Genomic DNA, 20,442 nt, shown 5'->3' on the forward strand with positions numbered 1-20,442 from the left:
TCAAACTTAAAGGGAAACCAATGGATTTCTAAAGAAAAATCCGTAAATCTTTAAATTATCACGGATGAAATGATATGATGGAAGGGATGAAACTTTGCCAAAATACCTCTGAGGAGCGTATATAGATATGACGAAAGATATGGATATAACTTTTACTGAAAATAGCACAACCATAGATCAAAATTCAGGAACGTTGATAGCGGATTTGAAATCGCTTTTCAAGGGACCGGTTTTGCTTGCCAATGCATTGCCCGTGTTTGTCGGCTTTTGGCTTGCCCTTCATTTTACTGGTGGCTCCTTATTTGCGAACAGCAAACTGTTTTGGCTGACGATTATTGGGAGCACAATCCTGATGGGTGGGGCGCTCGTCCTGAATAACTGGTACGACGTAGATATCGATACGGTTATGAAAAGGACTCAAAAGCGTCCGACTGTAACTGGTAACATTCCTTTAAAGACTGTATTAGGGATCGGTATTTCCCTTTCGGCATTAGGGATGATCATGCTGTTATTTACAACGATGGAGGCAGCGATTTACGCATTCATCGGTTGGTTCACATATGTCATCATGTACACAATGTGGACGAAACGTAAATATACATTGAATACGGTTATCGGAAGTGTTTCAGGTGCGGTAACCCCGATGATCGGCTGGGCTGCAATTGCACCAACATGGCATATCGTTCCAATCATGCTTTTTATCATTTTATTCATTTGGCAGATGCCGCATACATTTGCAATCGCGATGAGGAAGTACGATGAATACAAGGCGGCCAATGTAGCGATGTTGCCGGTCGTTCATGGTTTCAAGGTGACAAAGCGCCAAATGTTCGTCTACATCGCATGTTTGCTTCCGTTGCCATTTTACTTAGGATCACTCGGAATGCTATTCATCGTTCTTGCTACGATATTGAATATTGGATTCTTGATTGTCTCCATTCGTGGATTCTTTACGAAAAACGATGACAGATGGGCATATGTTATGTTCATCTACTCTGTCAATTATATAGCTATTTTATTTTTACTGATGGTAGCTGTTACGTTGCCGATCTTTTAATAAAAACTGCTCCGTTGTCGACGGAGCAGTTTTTTGTTTTGAATAATTGAAGTTTCGCCCTTGACTGTTAATTGAAAATATTCAGTTGTGAATGAAAGCGTTTTCGTATATAATCAATTAAAGTATCAATCAATTCTGTAAATTAGTAGAAAATAAGGGGGAGTCCAAATGGAGAAATCAGTAAAACGTTTCTTGGTTGGCATCGCATTGGTGTGCACATCCATTGTTCTAATCGGATGCGGAACAGGTTCTACAAAAACGAGCGGATCTGGCGGCGATGAGACAAGCGGAAAACGAAAATTGATTGTCGGCACGGACGCGACATATGCGCCAATGGAGTATATGGATGAAAAGGGGAATATTATTGGTATTGATATTGATATCGTAAATGCAATCGCGGAAGCTGCAGGTTTCGAAGTGGAATATAAAAATTATGGTTGGGAGCCGTTATTCCCGGCGGTCGATAATGGGGAAGTTGATTTCGCAGTTTCTTCAATTACAATTACTCCGGAGAGGGAGCAATCATATGATTTCTCCGATCCTTATTTTATAGCGAATCAATTGATTCTTGTACCTGAAGATTCGGATGTCGAGTCATTCGAAGATTTGGCTGATAAGCGTGTTTCTGTCCAAATCAATACGACAGGACATATTGTTGTAGCTGATTTATTAGGGAAGACAAACTCGAAAATTGTAGCCGCAGAGACAATGCCTCTTGCTATTACTGAAATGATCAACGGTAATGCGGATGCTTCTGTTGGTGATAACGCAGTAATCATTGATTACAAAGCAAATAACCCTAATGTGAAAGTGAAGACAATTGAAGATGACAGTTTTGAAAAAGAATATTATGGGTTGATGGTGAAGAAAGGGAATCAGGAAGTACTAGATATGTTAAATGAAGGAATAGAAAAGATTAAGGAAAATGGAAAGTTGAAAGAAATCACCGGCTTTGATGTGGAGTGATCTTTATAAGCAACATCTATACACATCTTGGAGGTGATGTTCATGGAGTTTTTAGGTTTACGAATTGAAATGTTTGAAAATATATGGAGCTATCGGGAACTGTTTATTCGTGGGATTTGGGTAACCCTCGGATTGACAGCGGTAGGATATATAGGAGGATTCATATTAGGGCTGATCGTTGGAATGGGCAAACTATCGAAGCGGAAGTGGATCCATATTCCTGCGAAAATGTATGTAGATTTTTTTCGAGGAACTCCATTACTCGTGCAAATATTATTGATTCATACCGCATTGATCCCTAGTATGTTTGGGCATTCATTAGGATTTTTTGTATCGGGATCGCTAGCACTTATGCTCAACAGTGCCGCCTATAACGCAGAAATTATCCGTGCTGGAATTCAATCGCTCGATAAAGGACAGATGGAAGCTGCGCGTTCTCTCGGGATGCCGCATAAAACTGCCATGAAATTGATCATCCTTCCGCAAGCATTCAGACGGATGATTCCACCGCTCGGCAATGAATTGATTGCATTGTTGAAGGATTCTTCGCTCGTCACAGTCATTGCTGCGAGCGATCTACTGTATGCTGGGAAAGTGGTCGCGGGTGCATATTCAAGATTTTGGGAGCCATATTTAACGGTCGCCGTCCTTTATCTCATTTTGACATTTATCTGTGGGAAGCTTATTAATTATATCGAAAAAAGGTTCAGCAATAGTTATGTCCCGTCCTCAAGAAGGTCTGTTTTTTCAATGCGACGTTCGGAACCGGGAGGGGGATTGCGATGATAAAAGTAAGAAATTTGCACAAATCGTTCGGAAAATTAGATGTGCTAAAGGGTATTGATTACGACATAAAGGAGAAGGAGGTCATCTGTGTAATTGGTCCGAGTGGATCGGGGAAAAGTACATTTTTAAGATGCCTCAACCTCCTTGAAGAAATTACTGCGGGCGAAGTGTTTATAGATGGCGTGAAAATTAATGATTCCAAAACGAATATTAATGATATTCGGCGGGAAGTTGGAATGGTCTTCCAGCAATTCAACCTGTTTCCTCATATGCGAGTCATTGATAATATTACAATTTCACCTATTAAAATTCGGAAAATGAATGAACAAGACGCAAAAGCATTGGCAATGCAGCTTCTTGAGAAAGTAGGTCTGTCCGATAAGGCGAATGCTTACCCTGAACAACTATCCGGTGGACAAATGCAAAGGGTTGCTATCGCAAGAGCGCTTGCAATGAAGCCGAAAGTCATGTTATTTGATGAACCGACGTCTGCATTGGATCCGGAAATGGTGAAGGAAGTATTGGATGTCATGAAACAGTTGGCCATGGAAGGCATGACGATGGTCGTTGTTACTCATGAAATGGGGTTTGCGAAGGAAATGGGAGATCGGGTATTGTTCCTGGACCAAGGGTTATTAGTAGAGGAAGGGACGCCTGATGAAATCTTTTCAAATCCGAAGAACGAGAGAACAAAGGCTTTTTTTAGTAAGATTTTATAAGTCACAGAGGGGGTGTCCAGAAAGTCTAAACAACTTTCTGTGACGCCCTTTTAATTTGATCTTAAGTGCTCAAAGCGAAGTTCCTATAATAATTATTACAACTGGTCTGGCATATGATGATAAAAAAGCAAGGAGGGATAATGTGTATTACCCATATATCCGACAACAAGTCCGACAAAGTGCCCGATCGATTACCGTCGTCGGTCAAGGGGAGGTTTTAGCCTTGCCAGACACAGCTGTAAATCAATTGGAAGTAAACACGACGAGTGAACAACTTAGCGAAGCTCAACGGGAAAACGCAGCAATCATGACTAACATCATTCAAGCATTAGATCAATTGGGCATTCAACTAGAAAATATTCAAACCGTAAATTACTCAATATTTCCGAGATACGATTATGTGAATGGGGAACAAATATTTAAAGGATATGAAGTTTCGAATTCCATCTCGGTTAAACTTACTAATATTCAGCAAGTAGGGGAAGTAATCGATACGGCGGTAGAGCATGGAGCGAATCGGGTTTCCAATATACAATTCTCAGTTGAAAATGTTGATCGGTATAAGCAGGAATCTATAGTCAAGGCTTTACAAAATGCTCAGATGAAAGCCCAAACTATTGCCGACACTTTACAACTCCAAATTGCACCACAACCTGTAAGAGTCACTGAAGTCGAAAATGGTAGTCAGTCTACTCCATTTTTCAAAGCAGCTATGTCAGAAAGTGTATCAACACCGATCGAAGGCGGGCAAATTAGCGTCCGCTCGACAATGAGGGTGCAATATGAATATTAAGCAGTAGCCACGTTCCGCAACGAACTGGCTTTTTTAATTCTCTCGAAAATTAGGAAATGGCAGGTTTTTTGAAATGCATTGTTGAATGTATATTATAGACATTAAATTGAGGGGGAGAGCAAATGAAATACATCGTCGAGAAGGTAAACGATTTACGGGAATTGGATATCGAAGAACTCGTACAAGAAAGTGAACAGGAGGGTTATCGCTTCGTCACACGGCTTGTGAATGAATTTGAGGATGGCACCAATACGTTCAATAAGCCAGGCGAAGTATTGTTTTGTGTCAAAAATGAAGAAGATTCCGTAGTGGCGATCGGCGGCATCAATCAATCACCGTTTTCACAAGAAGCTGATGTAGGACGTTTGCGAAGGTTTTATGTACTTGAAGCTGTCAGACGAGAAGGGGTCGGGACATTATTGTTGCAAACGATCATTGAACACGCTAAGCAGCACTTCAAAGAAATTACTGTCCGAACAGATTCAGCGAAGGCGGATGCTTTTTATCGCGCAGGCGGCTTTTCATTTGATGATTCTGCTTCTGAAACGACACATATTTTACGGTTCAGTTAAGGGGGGAATCAAGTTGCATAAAGATTATATGGAATTTGGCAATAAAGAAGGACCGCTCCTCGTGTTCATTCACGGGGGCGGCGTTGGCGGATGGATGTGGGATAAGCAAATTACGTATTTCAGTGAGTATCATTGCTTAGTTCCTACACTGCAAGGGCATGGGAACAGGAATAATGAAACCTCCTTCTCTATCCATGAAAATGCGCTAGAAATTATGGAGTTGATTGAGCAGAAGAAAGAGGAGAAAGACGTACATATTATCGGTTTTTCAATTGGCGCTCAAATCTGTTTGGAAATCGTGAGTCTGGCACCAAATTTAATAAAAACTGCAGTCATCAACAGTGCGGTAGTCATTCCGATGAAGTACATGATCCCCTTCATTCCCCTGACAATAAAGATGACATTTCCACTTATTAAAAATAAGACATTCGCCAAAGCTCAAGCGAAACAACTATATATGGATGGCGCGTATTTCAATAAATATTATGAAGAAAGCTTGAAAATGAATGCCGACGCACTAATTAATGTTCTCAAAGAAAATATGGCGTACTCACTTCCGGAAAACTGTTCGAAAAGCACTGCCCGTGTTTTAGTGACTGCTGGTGAAAAAGAGAAAGGGCTTGTGAAAAAATCCGTTCGGAAGATTGTCGAGACGAACGAACATTTTGAATTTTTATTCGTCCCTAGTATCGGACACGGTTTTCCAGTTGCTAAATCGGATTTATTCAATCAAGTGTTGGAAGATTGGGTCTTACATCAAAAAGTACATAGGCTGTAATGGAGGGAAAGCAGTTGGGTACATGGAAATTGTTGAACAGTGAATACAAGTATAAATCACCATTTGGCAATTTGAGGAGAGATACTTGTCAAATGTCCGATGGAACAGTTATTGAAGATTACTACGTAAATGAGTATGCGGACTGGGTGAACGCAATCGTATTGACGGAAGATGGTGAAATCATTCTTGTAGAGCAGTATCGCCATCCAGGAAACGATTATTATCTTGAAATTCCGGCAGGGAAAGTAGAGAAAGGCGAATCGTATGAAGAGGCGATTCGACGTGAAGTACGTGAAGAAACTGGCTATGTTTCGGAGCAAAAGCTGATTCATTTAGGGGAGTTCATGGTCAATCCAGCCACCCAAACGAATAAAGTAATCACTTTTTTAATGACTGGTGCAAAACGTATACATGAACAAGAGTTGGATGAGACGGAAGTTCTGGAAGTAAAACATTTACCTTTTGCTAGCATGGAGGAAATGATTCGAAACAAGGAAATCACTCAGTTGTTTACGGTCACTGCTTATCATTTAGCAATAGAATTTATTCGAAATAGAAGAGATTCAGAATTATAACGCAAGGCCGATGCAGAACGGAGAGTGAAGCAGAGATGCTAAAACGCAAATACGGAAGTCGATATGATTGGAAGCGGATAGTGGATAGGGGGTATGCAGAAACATATATTTCCACACCACAATTCAAAGGATATGTAACCCTGCTTGAAATGAATGATGTAGCTGCGCCTCTTTACAAAACATATATGGGAAGGGCAGTTTGCATCGCAGATAAGGGATATAGCTGGCTGCAGCATTTCCCCGATGGAAAGCATTTTTCTGTGACAACGGTGTTTAATTCAACCGGTCAAATTGTCCAATGGTATATCGATATTTGCAGAGAGAATAGCTATTGTTCAATAAATGGACCATGGATGGATGATTTGTTTTTAGATCTGATCGTGCTGCCTAGTGGGGAAATAATAGAGAAAGATATTGACGAATTAGAAGCTGCGCACAACAGTCGAATCATATCAGACGATGAGTTTGCACTTGCGTGGACAGAGTTTGATCGCATTAAAACAATGATAGCCAAAAACAGCTTCGCGCTTCTTGAAATATCAAAAGTTCATTTCGATGATATTTCTAAAAGCAAAGCATTGGAGGGCTAAGCATTGAAACGACTTTTGCTCATAGCCACTTTTGTATTTCTTAGTCTAGCTGGTTGCTCCAGCATCCAAGAGGCCTACAAGGGGAATCCAACACCGAAGGATTTTCTATCTAATGACAAGGCCGATATTTTTATGTGCGAAGGAATTGTTTATTCAAATGTTGAAGGAGTTAAATGGGTACTTGAATTGGATTATACAATAGGTGAGCAAATAGTAGAGATAAAAAAACAGAAAAAGAAAGCTTTTGGATACCGAGATGGAAATGCAAATAAGCTTCCTGTCGGGACTGTTATATATGAAACAAATACTCCGGTCCTTATTGCAGTTGTGGATGGTGAGGAAATTCCTTATTTAGCAATGCTTGAAGGGTAAGAAAGGGAATGAATGAAGGTGAATCTTAACAAAGCCATTTTATTGAGAAGTGAAGGAAAACTTACTGAATCGAATGAAATTCTAAAGGAATTGGCAAAAAATGATCCGGAAAATGCCGAAATTAATTACCAATGTGCATGGAGTTTTGACGTTTTGGGAAAGGAAGTGCAAGCCGTTCCCTACTATGAAAAAGCTCTTCAATTAGGATTGAACGAAGAAGATACGTTAGGTGCAATTATTGGACTCGGCAGTACATACCGAACTTTGGGAAGCTATCAAAAGTCGCAGGCTGTCTTTGAAAACGGCCTTTCGCGCTTTCCAGAAAACAATGTTCTGAAAACGTTCTATGCTATGACACTCTATAACGTCGGAGAACACGTAAAGGCGATGGAGATTCTCCTCACTTGCCTAGTGCAAACTTCAAACGATCCGGATATCAAATCTTATGGGAGAGCCATTACTTTCTATGCGGACAAGCTGGACATGACATGGTAGGAGTGTAGGAACATATTAAGTGATCACTATGAAAAATACAAAGGAATGATAGAGATGGTAGAAAAATTTCAAGTTACAGAAATAGAAAGAGAGAAAGTGCTAAAAAGTTACTTTAGAAAAGGGTTAGATGGTCCGCTAGATACGTTTCCAAGCAAAGACAAAAGGAAGTATATCATTGCCCAAGAAATAATTAAGCGATTTGAAGTTGGAAAAGTGTATTTGGAAAAAGAGATAAACGCTATTCTCAAAGAAATTCATCCTGATTTTGCGACCATTCGACGTTTTTTCATCGACTATGGTTTTATGTATCGCAGTGATGATGGGAAGGAGTATTGGATTGATAATAAGGAAGTTTGATAAAAGTGATAAGGATGAATTAAGCAAACTAAGCAATTTCATCGACAAAGTATTCTGGGAGAATCGTGATTTGAAGGAACGATTCCACAGTAGCATTTCCGCCAAATTGCACAAAGATATATTTACTGTCCAAATTGCAGCTCAAAAACTTGCCGCTGCTTCAACACATAAATCTTCTTGGCATCCAAATTGTATTTATGTCCAACTTGCTTATAACCTGGATGGAGTCGATGAACAGGTACTTCAATCATTGATTACTGAGCTGGAAAATAAATATGAGCAGCCTTTATTTTTCTTGCTGGACGACAGATTTTATCAAGTAAAAGATATATTAACCCGAAATCAATTCAGGATGATTAGAAAAACGGAGATAATACATATCGGGCCTATATTGCCCAAAGGTGAATCTGTGCAGGATGAACGAATTTTATCAATCAGCGAGATACGAACAAATGAAGCAATAATGAATAGTTTTATTCAGTTATGTAAAAAAACGTATACAGAAACACATACCGACAACCCTGTTGCGAATTTGCCGATTGAGAGCTGGAGGCATGCTGCAATGGATGGATTGTTGGAAGAACATAGCTATGTCTTAGTCGACGGGATAGAAATTAATGCTTTTAGTTTAATGTATGAAACTGATAAGAAAAGTTGGGAATTGGGTTGGCTAGGTGTTGATGACCTTTCACAAATCAGTGATTTGGATAAATTGATATATAAACAATTAGAAGATGCTAAAATACACAACATCTCATTCATTGAAAAAGAAGTGGATTCTACTTGTCCATTTTCGCTTCAAATCTATAATTTTGCTGAGTACGAAGTTGCAGAAACATTATATGCTTATATGAAATGAGGAAATAAAGGATGACTTTCGTAATAGAATCACCAAGAAGGACAAAAGATTTGGCCACTTATCTTGCGAAAATGAATACAGAGACGAGCCAACATATCGGCTATTGCGGAGAAGCAATAGAAGAGATATTCGACACGCTTACAAGCGATTTTTCAGACTTAGATTTGGCGAATTCCTTCATGGTCGCTTATGAGAAAGAAGAAATTATAGGTGCCATCGGACTAGACATCGTTTTAGAAGAAAGAAGCGCAGAAGTATGGGGACCCTTTGTGAATGATGAACTTATTCATACAGATCTTGTTAATGAACTTTGGGAGAAAGTAACTGCATTATCAGCCTCGCGAGTGGATCGGTATAACTTTTTCCTCAACTGTGAAAACGAATATGCAAAACAATTCTCCATTTCACATGGGGGGAAATCACAAGGGCGTCATACAGTTCTAGCTGCCAAGAAGAGTGAATGGGAGAAAATCGTTGAGGGAGGAGTAAAAGAATACAATTCTGCTTATAAAGATGACTTTGTAGAATTGCATGAACAAGCTTTTCCATCAACTTATTTCAGTGCACAAACAATTTTCGGACGACTAAGTGAAGAAAATCAATTGTTTATCACTGCAAGTGATGAACAATTGACTGGTTATGTCTATATCGAAGCTGATCCTCAACATGGTGAAGGCTCGATCGAATACATTGCTGTTTCGGATCGATTTCGCAGACAAGGGATTGGCAAAAAGCTGTTAACTTTTGCGTTGGACAAATTGTTCGCTTATGAGGATATTAAAGAAATTTCTTTATGTGTTGATAATGGAAATGAGAAAGCTATAAGACTTTATCTAGCTGCTGGATTTAAAGTAAAGCATGAATTGATTCATGTAAGGATCGAAAAAAAGGCAGTCGTATTATGATTTATGATGAGGAGGATGTCATCCGCTTGGTTTCTGAAGATAAGTGGATGATGGATATTTTACGGAGTGCACAGTCTTTGAATTTGCCTGATTGGTGGGTATGCGCGGGTTTCGTACGATCAAAAATTTGGGATGTGCTACATGAGTTTAATGAAAGAACACCTTTACCGGATATCGATGTGATTTATTTTGATCCATCCAACATAGATGAAGAAATTGAAAAAAATTATGAAAATATATTAAAGCGACATTTGCCTGCAATTCCTTGGTCTGTAAAAAATCAAGCTAGAATGCATACTGTGAACAATGATCTTCCCTATTCGTCATCCACTGAAGCAATAGCCAAATTTCCTGAAACAGCTACTGCATTAGGCGTGAAACTGGAAGACGGAAAGGTAGTGTTGACTGCTCCGCATGGAATAGAAGACGCCGTCAGCTTCCACATAAGACCTACGCCTTACTTCAGGGAAACAGAAGAGCGAATGAAATATTATTATCAACGCATTAGCAAGAAGAATTGGAAGTCGGTATGGCATAAAGTTGAGATTGATAACTGAAATAGTACTAAGGGGAATATATCCATGAAATTTATTATAAAGAACACATTATTTACAGCAATCGTTTCGGAATTATATAAAATATGCTCAACTAAAAGTCTGCTACCAATCCTTTCTGGGATTAAAATTGAAGCAAACCGTGAAGGAATCGTTCTAACTGGCGGTAATTCAGAGTTATTCATTGAAAAGACAATCCCTATACAAATAAATGAGGAAACAGTCGTTGAGGTTCATGAAACCGGCAGTGTTGTTGTATTGTCAAAGCATTTTATGAATCTCCTAAAAAAATTGCCTGATGACATTGAGATTTCATCTGACAATTTGCAGTCTGTCCTTATCAAATCTGGTGATATTGTAACGAGAATGAATGGTTTACATGCAGCGGATTATCCGCAATTGCCGAAGATCGAAATTCTTCATTCCGTTAAGCTCAATTTCAATTCATTAAAAGAAGTGATCAAGCAAACGATATTTGCAGTTTCTAAAAGTGACGCTAAGCCAGTGTTGACAGGTGTGAAGATGGAGTTTGGCAACAATAAACTTACTTGTATTGCAACTGACTCCCACCGTTTATCGCGAAAAGAGATAGAAATCAATTTTACTGAAGCATCCCATTCTATCGTTGTTCCAAATAAAAGCTTAACCGAACTTCTACTATTGAAAGAATCCAGCTTTGCTACAGTACAAATATCGATTGGGCCTAATATGATCGTATTTTCCACAGAGAATACAAACCTGTATTCCGTATTAATTGAAGGGAATTATCCAAACACAGGATCATTAATTCCGGAGGGTTTTGTGACGGAAATTACGATGGATACGAAAGAATTAATATCGGGGATTGACCGGGCTTGCGTTTTCTCCGAAGAATGGAAGCATAACAATGTTCACTTGGCAGTGATTGACAATAGCATTTTAAAAATTACAACAAACTCTGTAGGAATTGGAACGATCGAAGAACACCAAAGAATAAGTAAGGTGAATGGTAATCCTGCTATGGATATGACTTTTGATGGGCGTTTTTTATTAGAAGCATTAAAAGGGATACAGGAAGAACAAGTGACAATCAGTTTTGGTGGAATGATGAAGCCAGCCGTCATTTGTCCGAAAAATGACAACTCATACGTGCAATTGATTTCACCGCTACGAACATAGTACATTATAGGACTTTAAGTACGGTTAAATAGTATCCGAGAATAGGGGAATTATTAGTGAAGCAGTGGACAAAGGAAATTGAGATTGATGCACCAATTGAACAAGTTTGGAAGTATTTAGATGGAACTTTAGAGAACATGCAAAAGATCATGCCGCAAGTCGTCTCAAATGAGCCCATTACCATTAAAGAAGGAATGGTGGGAAGTATATATTTACAGAAATATAGAGAAGGCAAGCGAGTCATGGAGTATGAGGTTGAAACACTCGACTATTTGAATTCTCCGAATGAAAAAAAGATGAAAGTCGGGTTTACACTCAGTGGTATGTTCGAGATAACAGCTGGTTATGAACTTGATAAGATTGATGAAGGAAGAACTAGATTTATTTATACGACTACAAATAAACCGCTGAAATGGTTCGTAAATTTATTTTTACTATTTGCCACTGACAAAGTCGTTGTCGATTTTGTAAAGCGAGTGAAAAAAGTTGCTGAAAATGGGGAGGAGAACTAATGAATCAGGCTGCAAAGGAATATTGGAATCAATTTTGGGGAGATAAAGAACGTCCTACAATTGTCAGTGCATGGATGTTTGGCGAAGCTGTAGATGAGCTGGCTCAGGCGGTCATCGACGGACGGAAGACGGCGACTTGTTCGGCGCTTGTATTATATGAATTGGAAAATCAACCAGTCCCGGTAGTTGAGGAGTACAGTATCATTCTAAATAGTTTGGAAGAGCCGGTTGCAATCATTAAAACGGTGGATGTATCCATTATACCGATGAATGAAGTGACGGAAGAGTTTGCTTTGGCAGAAGGTGATGGATCTTATCGGAATTGGAAAGAGATCCATGAACGTTATTTCAAGCGGGAGCTTGGCAAAGTTGGGTTGGAGTTCAGTGAAGATTTACTGCTTGTCTGCGAACGATTTGAATTAGTTGATGTGAAAAGGAAGGTGGAGCATATGAATAATAGATTACTAAGGGTTGGTACTACGTATATTCCTGTATCTAATGTTGACCTAGCTGCTAAATGGTATGTTGAAAAATTGGATGCACAATTGAATTATAAGGACGAAGACAAGGCAATTTTGGATTTGGCCGATCAAAGTTTCTTTCTCGTTAAATCGAAAGAAAAAGAGACTACCAACTTTATAGACGCTTATGGGAATGAGCGCTTTTCACTAACTTTTGAAGTCGATGGGAAAGAGGCTTTAAAGTTGCTTCGTGAAAGTTTAAAGGAACGTGAAGTGCAGGTGGGAGAGATTGAGAACCGAGGGCATGCAGGAATCAATTTTGTGTTTTCAGATGTCGACGGAAATCGATTTGATGTGTGGAGTGAATTGAGTCCTACATTTAAAAGAGAATGATAAAAATAAGGGGTGTTTCATGGGGTATATTAGTGAATTAAGAAAACTGATTGGTACGCGGCCAATCATTATGGTTGGAGCGAATGTAATAGTGACAAATGAAGAAAATCAACTTCTCCTTCAGCTAAGAACAGACAATAATTGCTGGGGACTGCCTGGTGGATCTATGGAACTTGGTGAAACCTTGGAAGATGTTGCAAAGCGGGAACTCTATGAGGAAACGAATTTAACTGCAAACGAACTGTCTTTATTCAACGTCTATTCTGGAAAGGAACTTTATTATCGTTATCCACATGGTGATGAAGTGTATAACGTAGTAGCCACATTTATTTGTGAAAATTTTGAGGGTGAATTAATTGCGGAGAAAAATGAAGTGTTGTCTTTACAATTCTTTTCATTCAACGATCTGCCTAGCAACATTAGCTCTCCAGATTTGCCGATTGTTACGGAATTTCTCCGTGTCCAAAGGGGGGCGCAAGTTGAGAATTATACATCTGAATAATGTTATAGGAAAGAACATTACGCAATACGATTCAAGCTTTATTATGAGAAAACTATTAATGACCAATCAGCCCTCTCATGTAGGACTGATGGAATTGGGGGAAAATGGAATAGTAGGTTATCACGTAGCGGCAGTTCCGCAAATGCTGATCGTAATAGAAGGAGAAGGCTGGGTCCGAGCAGGTGAGGATGCAAAGGCAAGGATTACAGCAGGAAATGTCGTCTTATGGGAAAAAGGGGAAGGACATGAAACGACAACATTTAGAGGAATGAAAGCAATTGTAATAGAATCTGAAGGGTTGGACATCAGCTCATGTATATAGCTATAACAGGAGCTAACAAAATCTATTGGAAATCAACAAGCTTGGAGATTATAAAATGAAAAATAGTGTAATGAAACGAATCGAACAGATACAAAATGATATACAATTTTGGGGCACCGTTTTTGTTAGGGATAAAGAGAAAACCTATGTGGACGCTAGTTTCGGTTATGCAAATCGTGCGGATCATATAAAAAACGAAGTGGGAACGCGATATGGAATTGCTTCAGGCTGCAAGCTATTTACGGCAATCGCGATTTGTCAGCTTGTGGAGGAAGGGAAGATATCTTTTGATACGAAGATGACAGAGTTTCTTTCATTTGACTTCCCAAATTTCGATAAAAATATTACGATTCATCATCTTCTCACTCACACTTCAGGTGTACCTGATTATTTTGACGAGGAAGAAATGGATGACTTCGAAGATTTATGGATTGAGAATCCTATGTATCATTTACGCTCTCTAGAAGATTTCTTGCCGCTATTTCAAAATGGACATATGAAATTTAGTCCTGGCGAACGTTTCCATTATAATAATGCAGGTTTTATTCTTCTTGGTTTAATTGTTGAAAAAGCTAGCGGGCTTCCATTTAAAGAATATGTTCAACAAAGGGTTTTTGAAAAGGCATATATGGCTGATTCCGGTTATTTTGCACTTGATTCACTACCCGGAAAAACAGCAATTGGCTATATTGACAACGAAGATGGTACATGGAAGACGAATGCGTATTCAATACCCGTCCAAGGCGGTTCTGATGGTGGGGCGTTTGTAACTGCAAAGGATATGGCGAAATTATGGAACGCTTTACTAAACTATCAATTGTTTTCGAAAGAACTAACTGAACAATTGCTTACTTCTCATGCCAAAGAAGAGGATGGCGATTATTATGGATATGGCGTATGGATTGAGAAGAATAACGACATTGCCATTAAGTATCACGTCATGGGATATGACCCAGGCGTCAGTTTCCATTCAGCTTATTATCCAAAAACAGATGTCAGTCTCGTCGTCTGTTCTAATAAATCCGTCGGTGCATTCAGTGTAATGAATAGCATTGAAGAGGAATTGGATCTTGTTGAAACCTTGTAGTGAGATCGACTAGCAGTAAAATACCTTGTTGGTGAGATGGGATGGGAAAATGGATTGTTTTATTTGCAAGAAACACCTTGGAGAAATACAGACGGCTGGTATCACAATTTATGAAGATAATGTTGTTTACGTAGGACATATAGATAATAATGGACAACCCAGTTATTTGGGGCATTTGATGATTGATTTGAAAAGGCATGTGCCAACACTTGGAGATATGAATGGAGAAGAAGCGGCTGCTTTTGGACGAATAATGGCAAGAGTGAGCAAGGCCTTAATGGTTACTGAAGGGGCGGAGCATATTTACTCTCTTGTTTCTGGAAATGCCGTTCCACATTTGCATATGCATATTGTCCCGCGCTATCCGGGCACTCCCGAAAAATATTGTGGACCGATGTCTGTTCGTGATTGGTCAGAAGCACCAATAGGGGGGAATAGAGAAATAATCGAATTGTGTGAGCGGGTGCGTTCGTTTATGGAGACAAACAATGAGCAATAAGTTTTCATGGGTTGGAAGTGAAAAGGATTATATAGACAAGAAATATGTTCACTCGATTGGTCGTGTAGCGATTGGATTATTCGGAGGAAATTCTTCCGCGGGACAATATAAAAACGAAGATGGCTGTATAGTTTGGATAGGTGAGGTGTGGGAATTCGCTGCGATTTTAGATGCTCACTATAGTGCTGAGAGTGCTGAACTGATCATACAAACGCTCAAAGAGTACGAGTATGAACTTAGGGAACTACTATCCATGCCGGGATTTCACAACGTGCAAGAAAAGCTTCTTGCCATCTTTCAAAGTGACAAATTTCTTGGTCAATGCAAGAAGGTCAGAGGAGAGACTGCTTGTCTCATCTGTATTCGTAAGGATAACTATCTTTGGTGGTTATCCATCGGAGATTGCGTAGCTTACGTTTTCCACCCCGATTTTACTGCCCTAGGTCAATTTCAGTTAAATCAAAGGCAGTTCTATGAATGGATTGGGCAAGTGAATACATTTGAGAAAGCTGTTCCATGCTTCACGTCTGGAATCCGGGAATTAAGGAAAGGGATCAATCATATCTTCATGGCGACAGATGGTTTGCTTGAATGTCCAGGAGAACCCTTTTCTAATCCGGTAGACATAGTGGAAATTTTGGACGTTAACCAAGTTGAAGCCGCCTTCTCTTTACTTCTGAATAAAATTGAAGAGTGCAAAGTAAGAGACAGTACGACAATGATTGGTTGGACGGTTGATATTTCGCAACAAGGAAGCATTCCAAGTGATGTTGTTCAAAATGAATAAGCTATATAATCAAAGCCCAATTTCTTCAATAGACTAAGGAATTAGGCTTTGATTGTTTATAAGCTCTAAGATACAAGTTTCAGACCAATGGCTGCTCCTAAAACCATGCCAATAAAAACAAGACGCTTCCAGTCTTTTGATTCTTTAAATAGTACCATTCCTAAAATTGCTCCGCCAGAGGCACCAATTCCTGTCCATATTGCGTATGCAGTACCCATAGGAAGTGTTCTCATCGAATAGGCCAGAAAGATAAAGCTTGCTCCAAAACTAGCTATTAATAAAACTAATGACTGCCAATTACGATCCTTATGCAATTTATTGATCAAGACAACACCAAGCATTTCACATAAGCCAGCCACGATTAAAGCAATCCATGCCATTATGATTCATCTCCTTCCTGAACATTGTCTGAAGTAACTAGTTTTAATCCAACAACTCCCGCTAATAGAAATAAGATTAACAGTACTTTTTCCACTTTAAATGGCTCCCCGAAAATTAGAATTTCGGATAAGACAGTCCCTGCTGTCCCGAGACCAACAAAAACGGCATATACCGTTCCAACGGGGAGCTTCCGTCCCGCCATGATCATTAAATAGAAGCTAATAAAAATTGCGACAGCCGTACCTGCCCAAGTCCAAAAGTCATTCGCGTGCTTTAAGCCGATCACCCACAAAACTTCAAAGAAAGATGCGACAACTACTTTGATCCATTCTTTATTCATCTTCAATACACCTCCGGAATTATTTTGCCTAAAATAAAAAAAGCCTGAGAGACAACTGATAGACAGTTTCTCCCAGGCTTTTATCCTTCCGTGACACAGCTAAGCTGCGAGTTTTCTCTCGGACCAGGCCAACAACTTGTTGCGGAACCCTAGAAAACATTTTTACTTATTTTATTCCATTAGATTATACGTAATTTCTTGAAATAGTCAAGGGATTGCAAAGTCTGAGGAAATACTAAGAAACATATCGGTCATTTTCACATCGTTATCGACCGATACATAGGAATTATCGGTCGATAGAGCAAAGTTATCGGTCAGTTCACCGGTGTTATCGATCAATTTCACAAAGTTATCGTCATTTATCGAGCATAATTCCACTGGATTGTGCCATAACAACCTCAAATTTGAGCAAAACTTAAAAACACCCCTACAACAGTCAAGTGCAGGGGCATACTGTAATGAGCATCATAATTTTTTCTTCTTTTTTGCCTTTCGCAGCTCTGCAAATTCTTTTGCGATTTCCTCCTGCATATTGCCGGGTTTGATCTTCTGGTTTTTTGGTGTTTGCGGCAAAGAATTTGTGTTGTTTCCGCCTGTTTTATTATTGTGGTTATCTCTTCCCAAAATGATCGCTCCTTTCAAATTGCTATCGTACTTACTATGGCTTTCTGGCGTTGTTTTATGCCGAGTGGGGCACATTTCACTATTCCTTGAATAAGATGAGTATGAATGTCTAATTTGATTTGGGGGCTAAATGAGATTGAATAACATGAATAATAATTACTGGGATGGCCATTGGCAAAATCCAAGGTACCGGAAAATTTCAATGGAACAAGCAATTGATATTGCCTTGCAACGTGTTCCTGGAGAGGTTGTTAAGGCTGAATTGGAATTTGATGACGGAACTTTATTATACGAAGTCGAAATCCGTACATCTCAAGGTGTCAAATATGAAGTGAAAGTGGATGCGGTAACCGGTCAGGTTATGAGGGTGAAACTGGATTAAACCAAATTGACTTATTGCCGAATCTTCCGTTTTAGATTGAAATGGATAGGGTATGCTTAAAAGAAGCATACTATGAGGAGGTTCGGGATATATGTCACTTAGTGAAGAACTGAAAAAACTAAAGGAATTCGAATGTAATTCCCGTTGTGTGTTGAGTGTTTATTTGAATACGAACCCTGCAGATCCAGAACAGCAGAATGGCGCTTGGAAAATCCACTTAAAAAACGGTTTGAAGCGCCTCGACGAGTATTTGGTAGCTTCCCAAGATGAAAAAGAAATTAAAGCGTATAAGAAACTGAAAGAAAAAGTAACAAAGGAAATCGAAGATCATCAAAACGACTTGAATAAAGGGGTCGTTATTTTTGCGTCTGAAGATCCTGAATTGTGGTCCGTCCACTATGTGCAAGTACAAGTGAAGACGAGTTTCCATTGGGAGGACCATCCGGTAATCGAGGAAATGGAGTATATGTTGAAAGCGTATCCAGAAGCGGGCATCGTATTGACAAGTTTCGGAGATGTTCGAATTTTGGACACTGCGATGGGTTTTGTCAATGACGAGATGAATTATGCATTTGATTCAGGCCTGGAAGTATGGAAAGAACAACAAAGCGTCCGTTCCTCGTTGCAACGTGGCTCAGGTGGTGGCCAAAGTGACGGACTTGATGATCGTTTACGCGAAAATCTAGAACGTTTTTATAAAGAATTAGGAGTAACTGTTGAGAAAATGAGGAAAGAACGAAACTGGAAGGAATTATACGTAGTCGGTGAAGCGGAGCTTGCAAATTCATTTGCCAAAACTCTTCGGACGAAACCGAATAACTGTATTTATAAAAACTTGAATAATGTTGAATCGAAAAAAGTACTTCATCAAGTTTTTGAGAAATAAATTTATTATCAAAACCGTCTCTATCCAAGGGACGGTTTTCACATTTTGTACAGATATATACTCCCCGTCATATCATAGAGAAAACGATTGATGGGAGGTTGACTTATGGGATTGTTTTTTAATAAGAAGAACCATACAAATCTCTTTAGTGGCAATATTATTTCTGAAAGAAACCAAGCCGTCTATCGAACCGATTCATTGTCAGAAGCTATGAAAGAGCAAAAGAATGCATTCGATATGATGAATGAAAAATATAGCGATATGGAAAAGGAACTTCAAAGACAGAGAAGAGTCCAGTCTGACCGATGGAAAACAACGGGTATGCGTTTTGAAAAAATACTGGATTATCAATCACAACATCGACAGTTTGAACAAGAAGCGATTGAAACATTGGAACGTTTAGATCGAAAACATATTGAGCTGCAAAAAATCCTCTACAATAAGAGAAGGATGAATGAAGAACTTGTTGAACAAATCAACATGCTAAACCAATCAAACAATGAAATAGCGGAACGATTAAATAAATTTGATGCCGACCAAGAGAAACTCCTTAACAAAATGGATGAACAAATCATGAAGCAGGATCAATTCTCCATTTCACTGGAAGAACAGAAGAAAACTCAAACCGGGATTGTGGAAAGAATTGAACAGCAGGAAGGACTGCTAGATAAAATGATGAGACAGTTGGATTTCTTGAAATCGGTTCTATTCGAACGATCACATTTCATTGCAGATAAAATCGACAAAAGCTACCAGCTCACTACGACGTATATAAGTAATGTGAGAGGTAAGTCCAACCAATCCGACCCGAACTAAATTGACGACCTGTCTGTTTGCATTTTGCAGACGGACTTTTTTTGTTTCTTTCACCCCTTTACGTCCTAATAGACTTAAGGAGGCATCATTCTTACAACAATTCAATATACTAGGGAAGAAAGGGGGTTGCTGTTAATTGCAAGAAAATGAAAAAGAAAAGCAAGTAACGAATGAAGGAGAGCTAGCAAAGGCTAATGATCCTAAAGCTGAAGGACACAAAACGTCAATCGGATTAACAGAGAATGTTGGAGGGATGCTATGTTATATCTTCATCATCGGTCTTATTTTTCTATTCATGGAAAAAGATAACCGTTTTATCCGTTTCCACGCGTTTCAATCTGTATTCTTGGCGATCGCTTTACTTTTGATTAGTATCATATTGGGCTTCATTCCAATAATCGGTGCAATTGCAAGCCTGCTTTTAAGCCCACTTGCTTTTGCTCTGATGATTTTCATGATGTATCAAGCTTATCATAACAATTACTATAAGCTCCCATTTATTGGTGACATGGTGGAAAATCAATTGGAAAAGTCATGAAATATAGCCGCTCCGAATATTTCGCCGGGGCGGCATATTTGTATTCACTTAATAGCCCGAACCTCCCAGAAGGATAATGAATATCCAAAAGAGAAGTTTCATTGCCAATGTGATGACACCTAAAATAATGCCAGCTATCGCCATTCCTTTTCCACTTTGAATTTTCTTCCCTGTAACACCGAAGACGATAGCTAAGATCCCCAAAAGATAAGGTAGAAGAGGAATCAGATTTAATACGACTCCTAAGATCCCTAAAACAAGTGAGCTGATTGCCATCCCATTTGTTTGTTGCGTTTCATTTTCCATCCATATCACCCCCACTATGACAGCGTATGCTAGAGTAGAAGCGAATTTGAATGAAAACAACATCTGTGTA

32 protein-coding genes, 1 pseudogene and 1 riboswitch are annotated in these 20,442 nt (G+C 39.2%); of the genes and pseudogenes, 28 read left to right on the forward strand and 5 right to left on the reverse strand.

Features of this window, described 5'->3' with window-relative positions:
* Window positions 1–127 precede the first annotated feature (127 nt).
* The 24 genes and pseudogenes from cyoE to ACR65H_RS14380 all read left to right on the forward strand — a co-directional run bounded on the left by cyoE (window position 128) and on the right by ACR65H_RS14380 (window position 16,099).
* The gene (cyoE, locus tag ACR65H_RS14265) at window positions 128–1,057 is read left to right on the forward strand and encodes a heme o synthase (protein ID WP_440501115.1); all 930 of its coding nucleotides are present in this window, start codon (window positions 128–130) and stop codon (window positions 1,055–1,057) included.
* 168 nt (window positions 1,058–1,225) lie between these two features.
* A complete protein-coding gene (locus ACR65H_RS14270) occupies window positions 1,226–2,023 on the forward strand; it encodes a basic amino acid ABC transporter substrate-binding protein (protein WP_440501116.1) in 798 nt (265 codons plus the stop codon).
* Window positions 2,024–2,065: 42 nt separating this feature from the next.
* A complete protein-coding gene (locus tag ACR65H_RS14275) occupies window positions 2,066–2,809 on the forward strand; it encodes an amino acid ABC transporter permease (protein ID WP_440501117.1) in 744 nt (247 codons plus the stop codon).
* Entirely contained in the window at window positions 2,806–3,528 is a 723-nt protein-coding gene (locus ACR65H_RS14280) for an amino acid ABC transporter ATP-binding protein (protein WP_440501118.1), read from the forward strand. Before ACR65H_RS14275 ends, ACR65H_RS14280 begins: the two co-directional genes overlap by 4 nt.
* 142 nt (window positions 3,529–3,670) lie before the next feature.
* Window positions 3,671–4,321, forward strand: coding sequence for an SIMPL domain-containing protein (locus ACR65H_RS14285; RefSeq protein ID WP_440501119.1), 651 nt, complete (start codon window positions 3,671–3,673; stop codon window positions 4,319–4,321).
* Window positions 4,322–4,443: 122 nt separating this feature from the next.
* The gene (locus ACR65H_RS14290) at window positions 4,444–4,893 is read left to right on the forward strand and encodes a GNAT family N-acetyltransferase (RefSeq protein WP_440501120.1); all 450 of its coding nucleotides are present in this window, start codon (window positions 4,444–4,446) and stop codon (window positions 4,891–4,893) included.
* 13 nt (window positions 4,894–4,906) lie between these two features.
* Window positions 4,907–5,671: an alpha/beta fold hydrolase gene (locus ACR65H_RS14295; protein ID WP_440501122.1), complete on the forward strand. Its 765-nt coding sequence runs from the start codon at window positions 4,907–4,909 to the stop codon at window positions 5,669–5,671.
* Between the two features lie 14 nt (window positions 5,672–5,685).
* Window positions 5,686–6,246, forward strand: a complete 561-nt coding sequence (locus ACR65H_RS14300) for an NUDIX hydrolase (protein ID WP_440501123.1) — start codon at window positions 5,686–5,688, stop codon at window positions 6,244–6,246.
* A 35-nt stretch (window positions 6,247–6,281) separates the two neighbouring features.
* Window positions 6,282–6,836: a ribonuclease FAU-1 family protein gene (locus ACR65H_RS14305; RefSeq protein ID WP_440501124.1), complete on the forward strand. Its 555-nt coding sequence runs from the start codon at window positions 6,282–6,284 to the stop codon at window positions 6,834–6,836.
* Window positions 6,837–6,839: 3 nt separating this feature from the next.
* Complete coding sequence (locus ACR65H_RS14310; RefSeq protein ID WP_440501126.1) at window positions 6,840–7,208, forward strand: hypothetical protein; 369 nt, start codon at window positions 6,840–6,842, stop codon at window positions 7,206–7,208.
* A 12-nt stretch (window positions 7,209–7,220) separates the two neighbouring features.
* A complete protein-coding gene (locus ACR65H_RS14315) occupies window positions 7,221–7,703 on the forward strand; it encodes a tetratricopeptide repeat protein (protein ID WP_440501127.1) in 483 nt (160 codons plus the stop codon).
* 54 nt (window positions 7,704–7,757) lie between these two features.
* Window positions 7,758–8,060, forward strand: coding sequence for a DUF2087 domain-containing protein (locus ACR65H_RS14320; protein WP_440501129.1), 303 nt, complete (start codon window positions 7,758–7,760; stop codon window positions 8,058–8,060).
* Window positions 8,041–8,919 carry a hypothetical protein gene (locus ACR65H_RS14325; RefSeq protein ID WP_440501131.1) on the forward strand — a complete coding sequence of 293 codons (879 nt, stop codon included), beginning with the start codon at window positions 8,041–8,043 and terminating at the stop codon, window positions 8,917–8,919. Before ACR65H_RS14320 ends, ACR65H_RS14325 begins: the two co-directional genes overlap by 20 nt.
* Window positions 8,920–8,930: 11 nt before the next feature.
* Complete coding sequence (locus tag ACR65H_RS14330; protein WP_440501133.1) at window positions 8,931–9,824, forward strand: GNAT family N-acetyltransferase; 894 nt, start codon at window positions 8,931–8,933, stop codon at window positions 9,822–9,824.
* Window positions 9,821–10,381 carry a nucleotidyltransferase family protein gene (locus tag ACR65H_RS14335; protein WP_440501135.1) on the forward strand — a complete coding sequence of 187 codons (561 nt, stop codon included), beginning with the start codon at window positions 9,821–9,823 and terminating at the stop codon, window positions 10,379–10,381. The genes ACR65H_RS14330 and ACR65H_RS14335 overlap by 4 nt, the downstream gene beginning before the upstream one ends.
* A 24-nt stretch (window positions 10,382–10,405) precedes the next feature.
* Entirely contained in the window at window positions 10,406–11,536 is a 1,131-nt protein-coding gene (gene dnaN, locus ACR65H_RS14340) for a DNA polymerase III subunit beta (protein WP_440501137.1), read from the forward strand.
* 56 nt (window positions 11,537–11,592) lie between these two features.
* Window positions 11,593–12,048 carry an SRPBCC family protein gene (locus tag ACR65H_RS14345; protein ID WP_440501139.1) on the forward strand — a complete coding sequence of 152 codons (456 nt, stop codon included), beginning with the start codon at window positions 11,593–11,595 and terminating at the stop codon, window positions 12,046–12,048.
* Window positions 12,048–12,494: pseudogene (locus tag ACR65H_RS14350) on the forward strand (ASCH domain-containing protein); the annotation flags it as partial. The gene ACR65H_RS14345 and the pseudogene ACR65H_RS14350, both read left to right, overlap by 1 nt.
* Before the next feature lie 3 nt (window positions 12,495–12,497).
* Window positions 12,498–12,902: a VOC family protein gene (locus ACR65H_RS14355; protein WP_440501256.1), complete on the forward strand. Its 405-nt coding sequence runs from the start codon at window positions 12,498–12,500 to the stop codon at window positions 12,900–12,902.
* A gap of 19 nt (window positions 12,903–12,921) precedes the next feature.
* On the forward strand, window positions 12,922–13,404 hold the full coding sequence (locus ACR65H_RS14360; RefSeq protein WP_440501140.1) for an NUDIX hydrolase: 483 nt from the start codon (window positions 12,922–12,924) through the stop codon (window positions 13,402–13,404).
* Entirely contained in the window at window positions 13,382–13,726 is a 345-nt protein-coding gene (locus ACR65H_RS14365) for a cupin (RefSeq protein ID WP_440501141.1), read from the forward strand. Before ACR65H_RS14360 ends, ACR65H_RS14365 begins: the two co-directional genes overlap by 23 nt.
* A gap of 55 nt (window positions 13,727–13,781) precedes the next feature.
* Window positions 13,782–14,813 carry a serine hydrolase domain-containing protein gene (locus ACR65H_RS14370; protein ID WP_440501142.1) on the forward strand — a complete coding sequence of 344 codons (1,032 nt, stop codon included), beginning with the start codon at window positions 13,782–13,784 and terminating at the stop codon, window positions 14,811–14,813.
* A 49-nt stretch (window positions 14,814–14,862) separates the two neighbouring features.
* The gene (locus tag ACR65H_RS14375; RefSeq protein WP_440501144.1) at window positions 14,863–15,312 is read left to right on the forward strand and encodes an HIT family protein; all 450 of its coding nucleotides are present in this window, start codon (window positions 14,863–14,865) and stop codon (window positions 15,310–15,312) included.
* The gene (locus ACR65H_RS14380) at window positions 15,302–16,099 is read left to right on the forward strand and encodes a PP2C family serine/threonine-protein phosphatase (protein WP_440501145.1); all 798 of its coding nucleotides are present in this window, start codon (window positions 15,302–15,304) and stop codon (window positions 16,097–16,099) included. Before ACR65H_RS14375 ends, ACR65H_RS14380 begins: the two co-directional genes overlap by 11 nt.
* Before the next feature lie 65 nt (window positions 16,100–16,164).
* Here the strand turns inward: ACR65H_RS14380 and ACR65H_RS14385 are convergent, their stop codons facing one another.
* From ACR65H_RS14385 to ACR65H_RS14400, 4 genes are all read right to left on the reverse strand, one after another.
* Window positions 16,165–16,479, reverse strand: coding sequence for a DMT family transporter (locus ACR65H_RS14385; RefSeq protein ID WP_440501147.1), 315 nt, complete (start codon window positions 16,477–16,479; stop codon window positions 16,165–16,167).
* Complete coding sequence (locus ACR65H_RS14390) at window positions 16,479–16,820, reverse strand: DMT family transporter (protein WP_440501148.1); 342 nt, start codon at window positions 16,818–16,820, stop codon at window positions 16,479–16,481. The genes ACR65H_RS14385 and ACR65H_RS14390 overlap by 1 nt, the downstream gene beginning before the upstream one ends.
* Window positions 16,821–16,887: 67 nt before the next feature.
* Window positions 16,888–16,984, reverse strand: a riboswitch (guanidine-I (ykkC/yxkD leader).
* A 43-nt stretch (window positions 16,985–17,027) separates the two neighbouring features.
* Window positions 17,028–17,165, reverse strand: coding sequence for a hypothetical protein (locus ACR65H_RS14395; protein ID WP_440501149.1), 138 nt, complete (start codon window positions 17,163–17,165; stop codon window positions 17,028–17,030).
* A 120-nt stretch (window positions 17,166–17,285) separates the two neighbouring features.
* On the reverse strand, window positions 17,286–17,462 hold the full coding sequence (locus ACR65H_RS14400; RefSeq protein ID WP_440501151.1) for a YfhD family protein: 177 nt from the start codon (window positions 17,460–17,462) through the stop codon (window positions 17,286–17,288).
* 127 nt (window positions 17,463–17,589) lie between these two features.
* Between ACR65H_RS14400 and ACR65H_RS14405 the strand changes: the two genes are divergently transcribed.
* From ACR65H_RS14405 to ACR65H_RS14420, 4 genes are all read left to right on the forward strand, one after another.
* Entirely contained in the window at window positions 17,590–17,826 is a 237-nt protein-coding gene (locus tag ACR65H_RS14405) for a PepSY domain-containing protein (RefSeq protein WP_440501257.1), read from the forward strand.
* Between the two features lie 91 nt (window positions 17,827–17,917).
* Window positions 17,918–18,712, forward strand: a complete 795-nt coding sequence (locus ACR65H_RS14410; protein WP_440501152.1) for a VLRF1 family aeRF1-type release factor — start codon at window positions 17,918–17,920, stop codon at window positions 18,710–18,712.
* Between the two features lie 105 nt (window positions 18,713–18,817).
* Complete coding sequence (locus ACR65H_RS14415) at window positions 18,818–19,528, forward strand: hypothetical protein (protein ID WP_440501153.1); 711 nt, start codon at window positions 18,818–18,820, stop codon at window positions 19,526–19,528.
* Between the two features lie 136 nt (window positions 19,529–19,664).
* Window positions 19,665–20,066 carry a DUF4870 domain-containing protein gene (locus ACR65H_RS14420; protein ID WP_440501155.1) on the forward strand — a complete coding sequence of 134 codons (402 nt, stop codon included), beginning with the start codon at window positions 19,665–19,667 and terminating at the stop codon, window positions 20,064–20,066.
* A 48-nt stretch (window positions 20,067–20,114) separates the two neighbouring features.
* Here the strand turns inward: ACR65H_RS14420 and ACR65H_RS14425 are convergent, their stop codons facing one another.
* Window positions 20,115–20,372: a DUF4190 domain-containing protein gene (locus tag ACR65H_RS14425; protein ID WP_440501156.1), complete on the reverse strand. Its 258-nt coding sequence runs from the start codon at window positions 20,370–20,372 to the stop codon at window positions 20,115–20,117.
* Between the last annotated feature and the right edge of the window lie 70 nt (window positions 20,373–20,442).

The organism is Sporosarcina sp. SAFN-015, assembly GCF_059415085.1.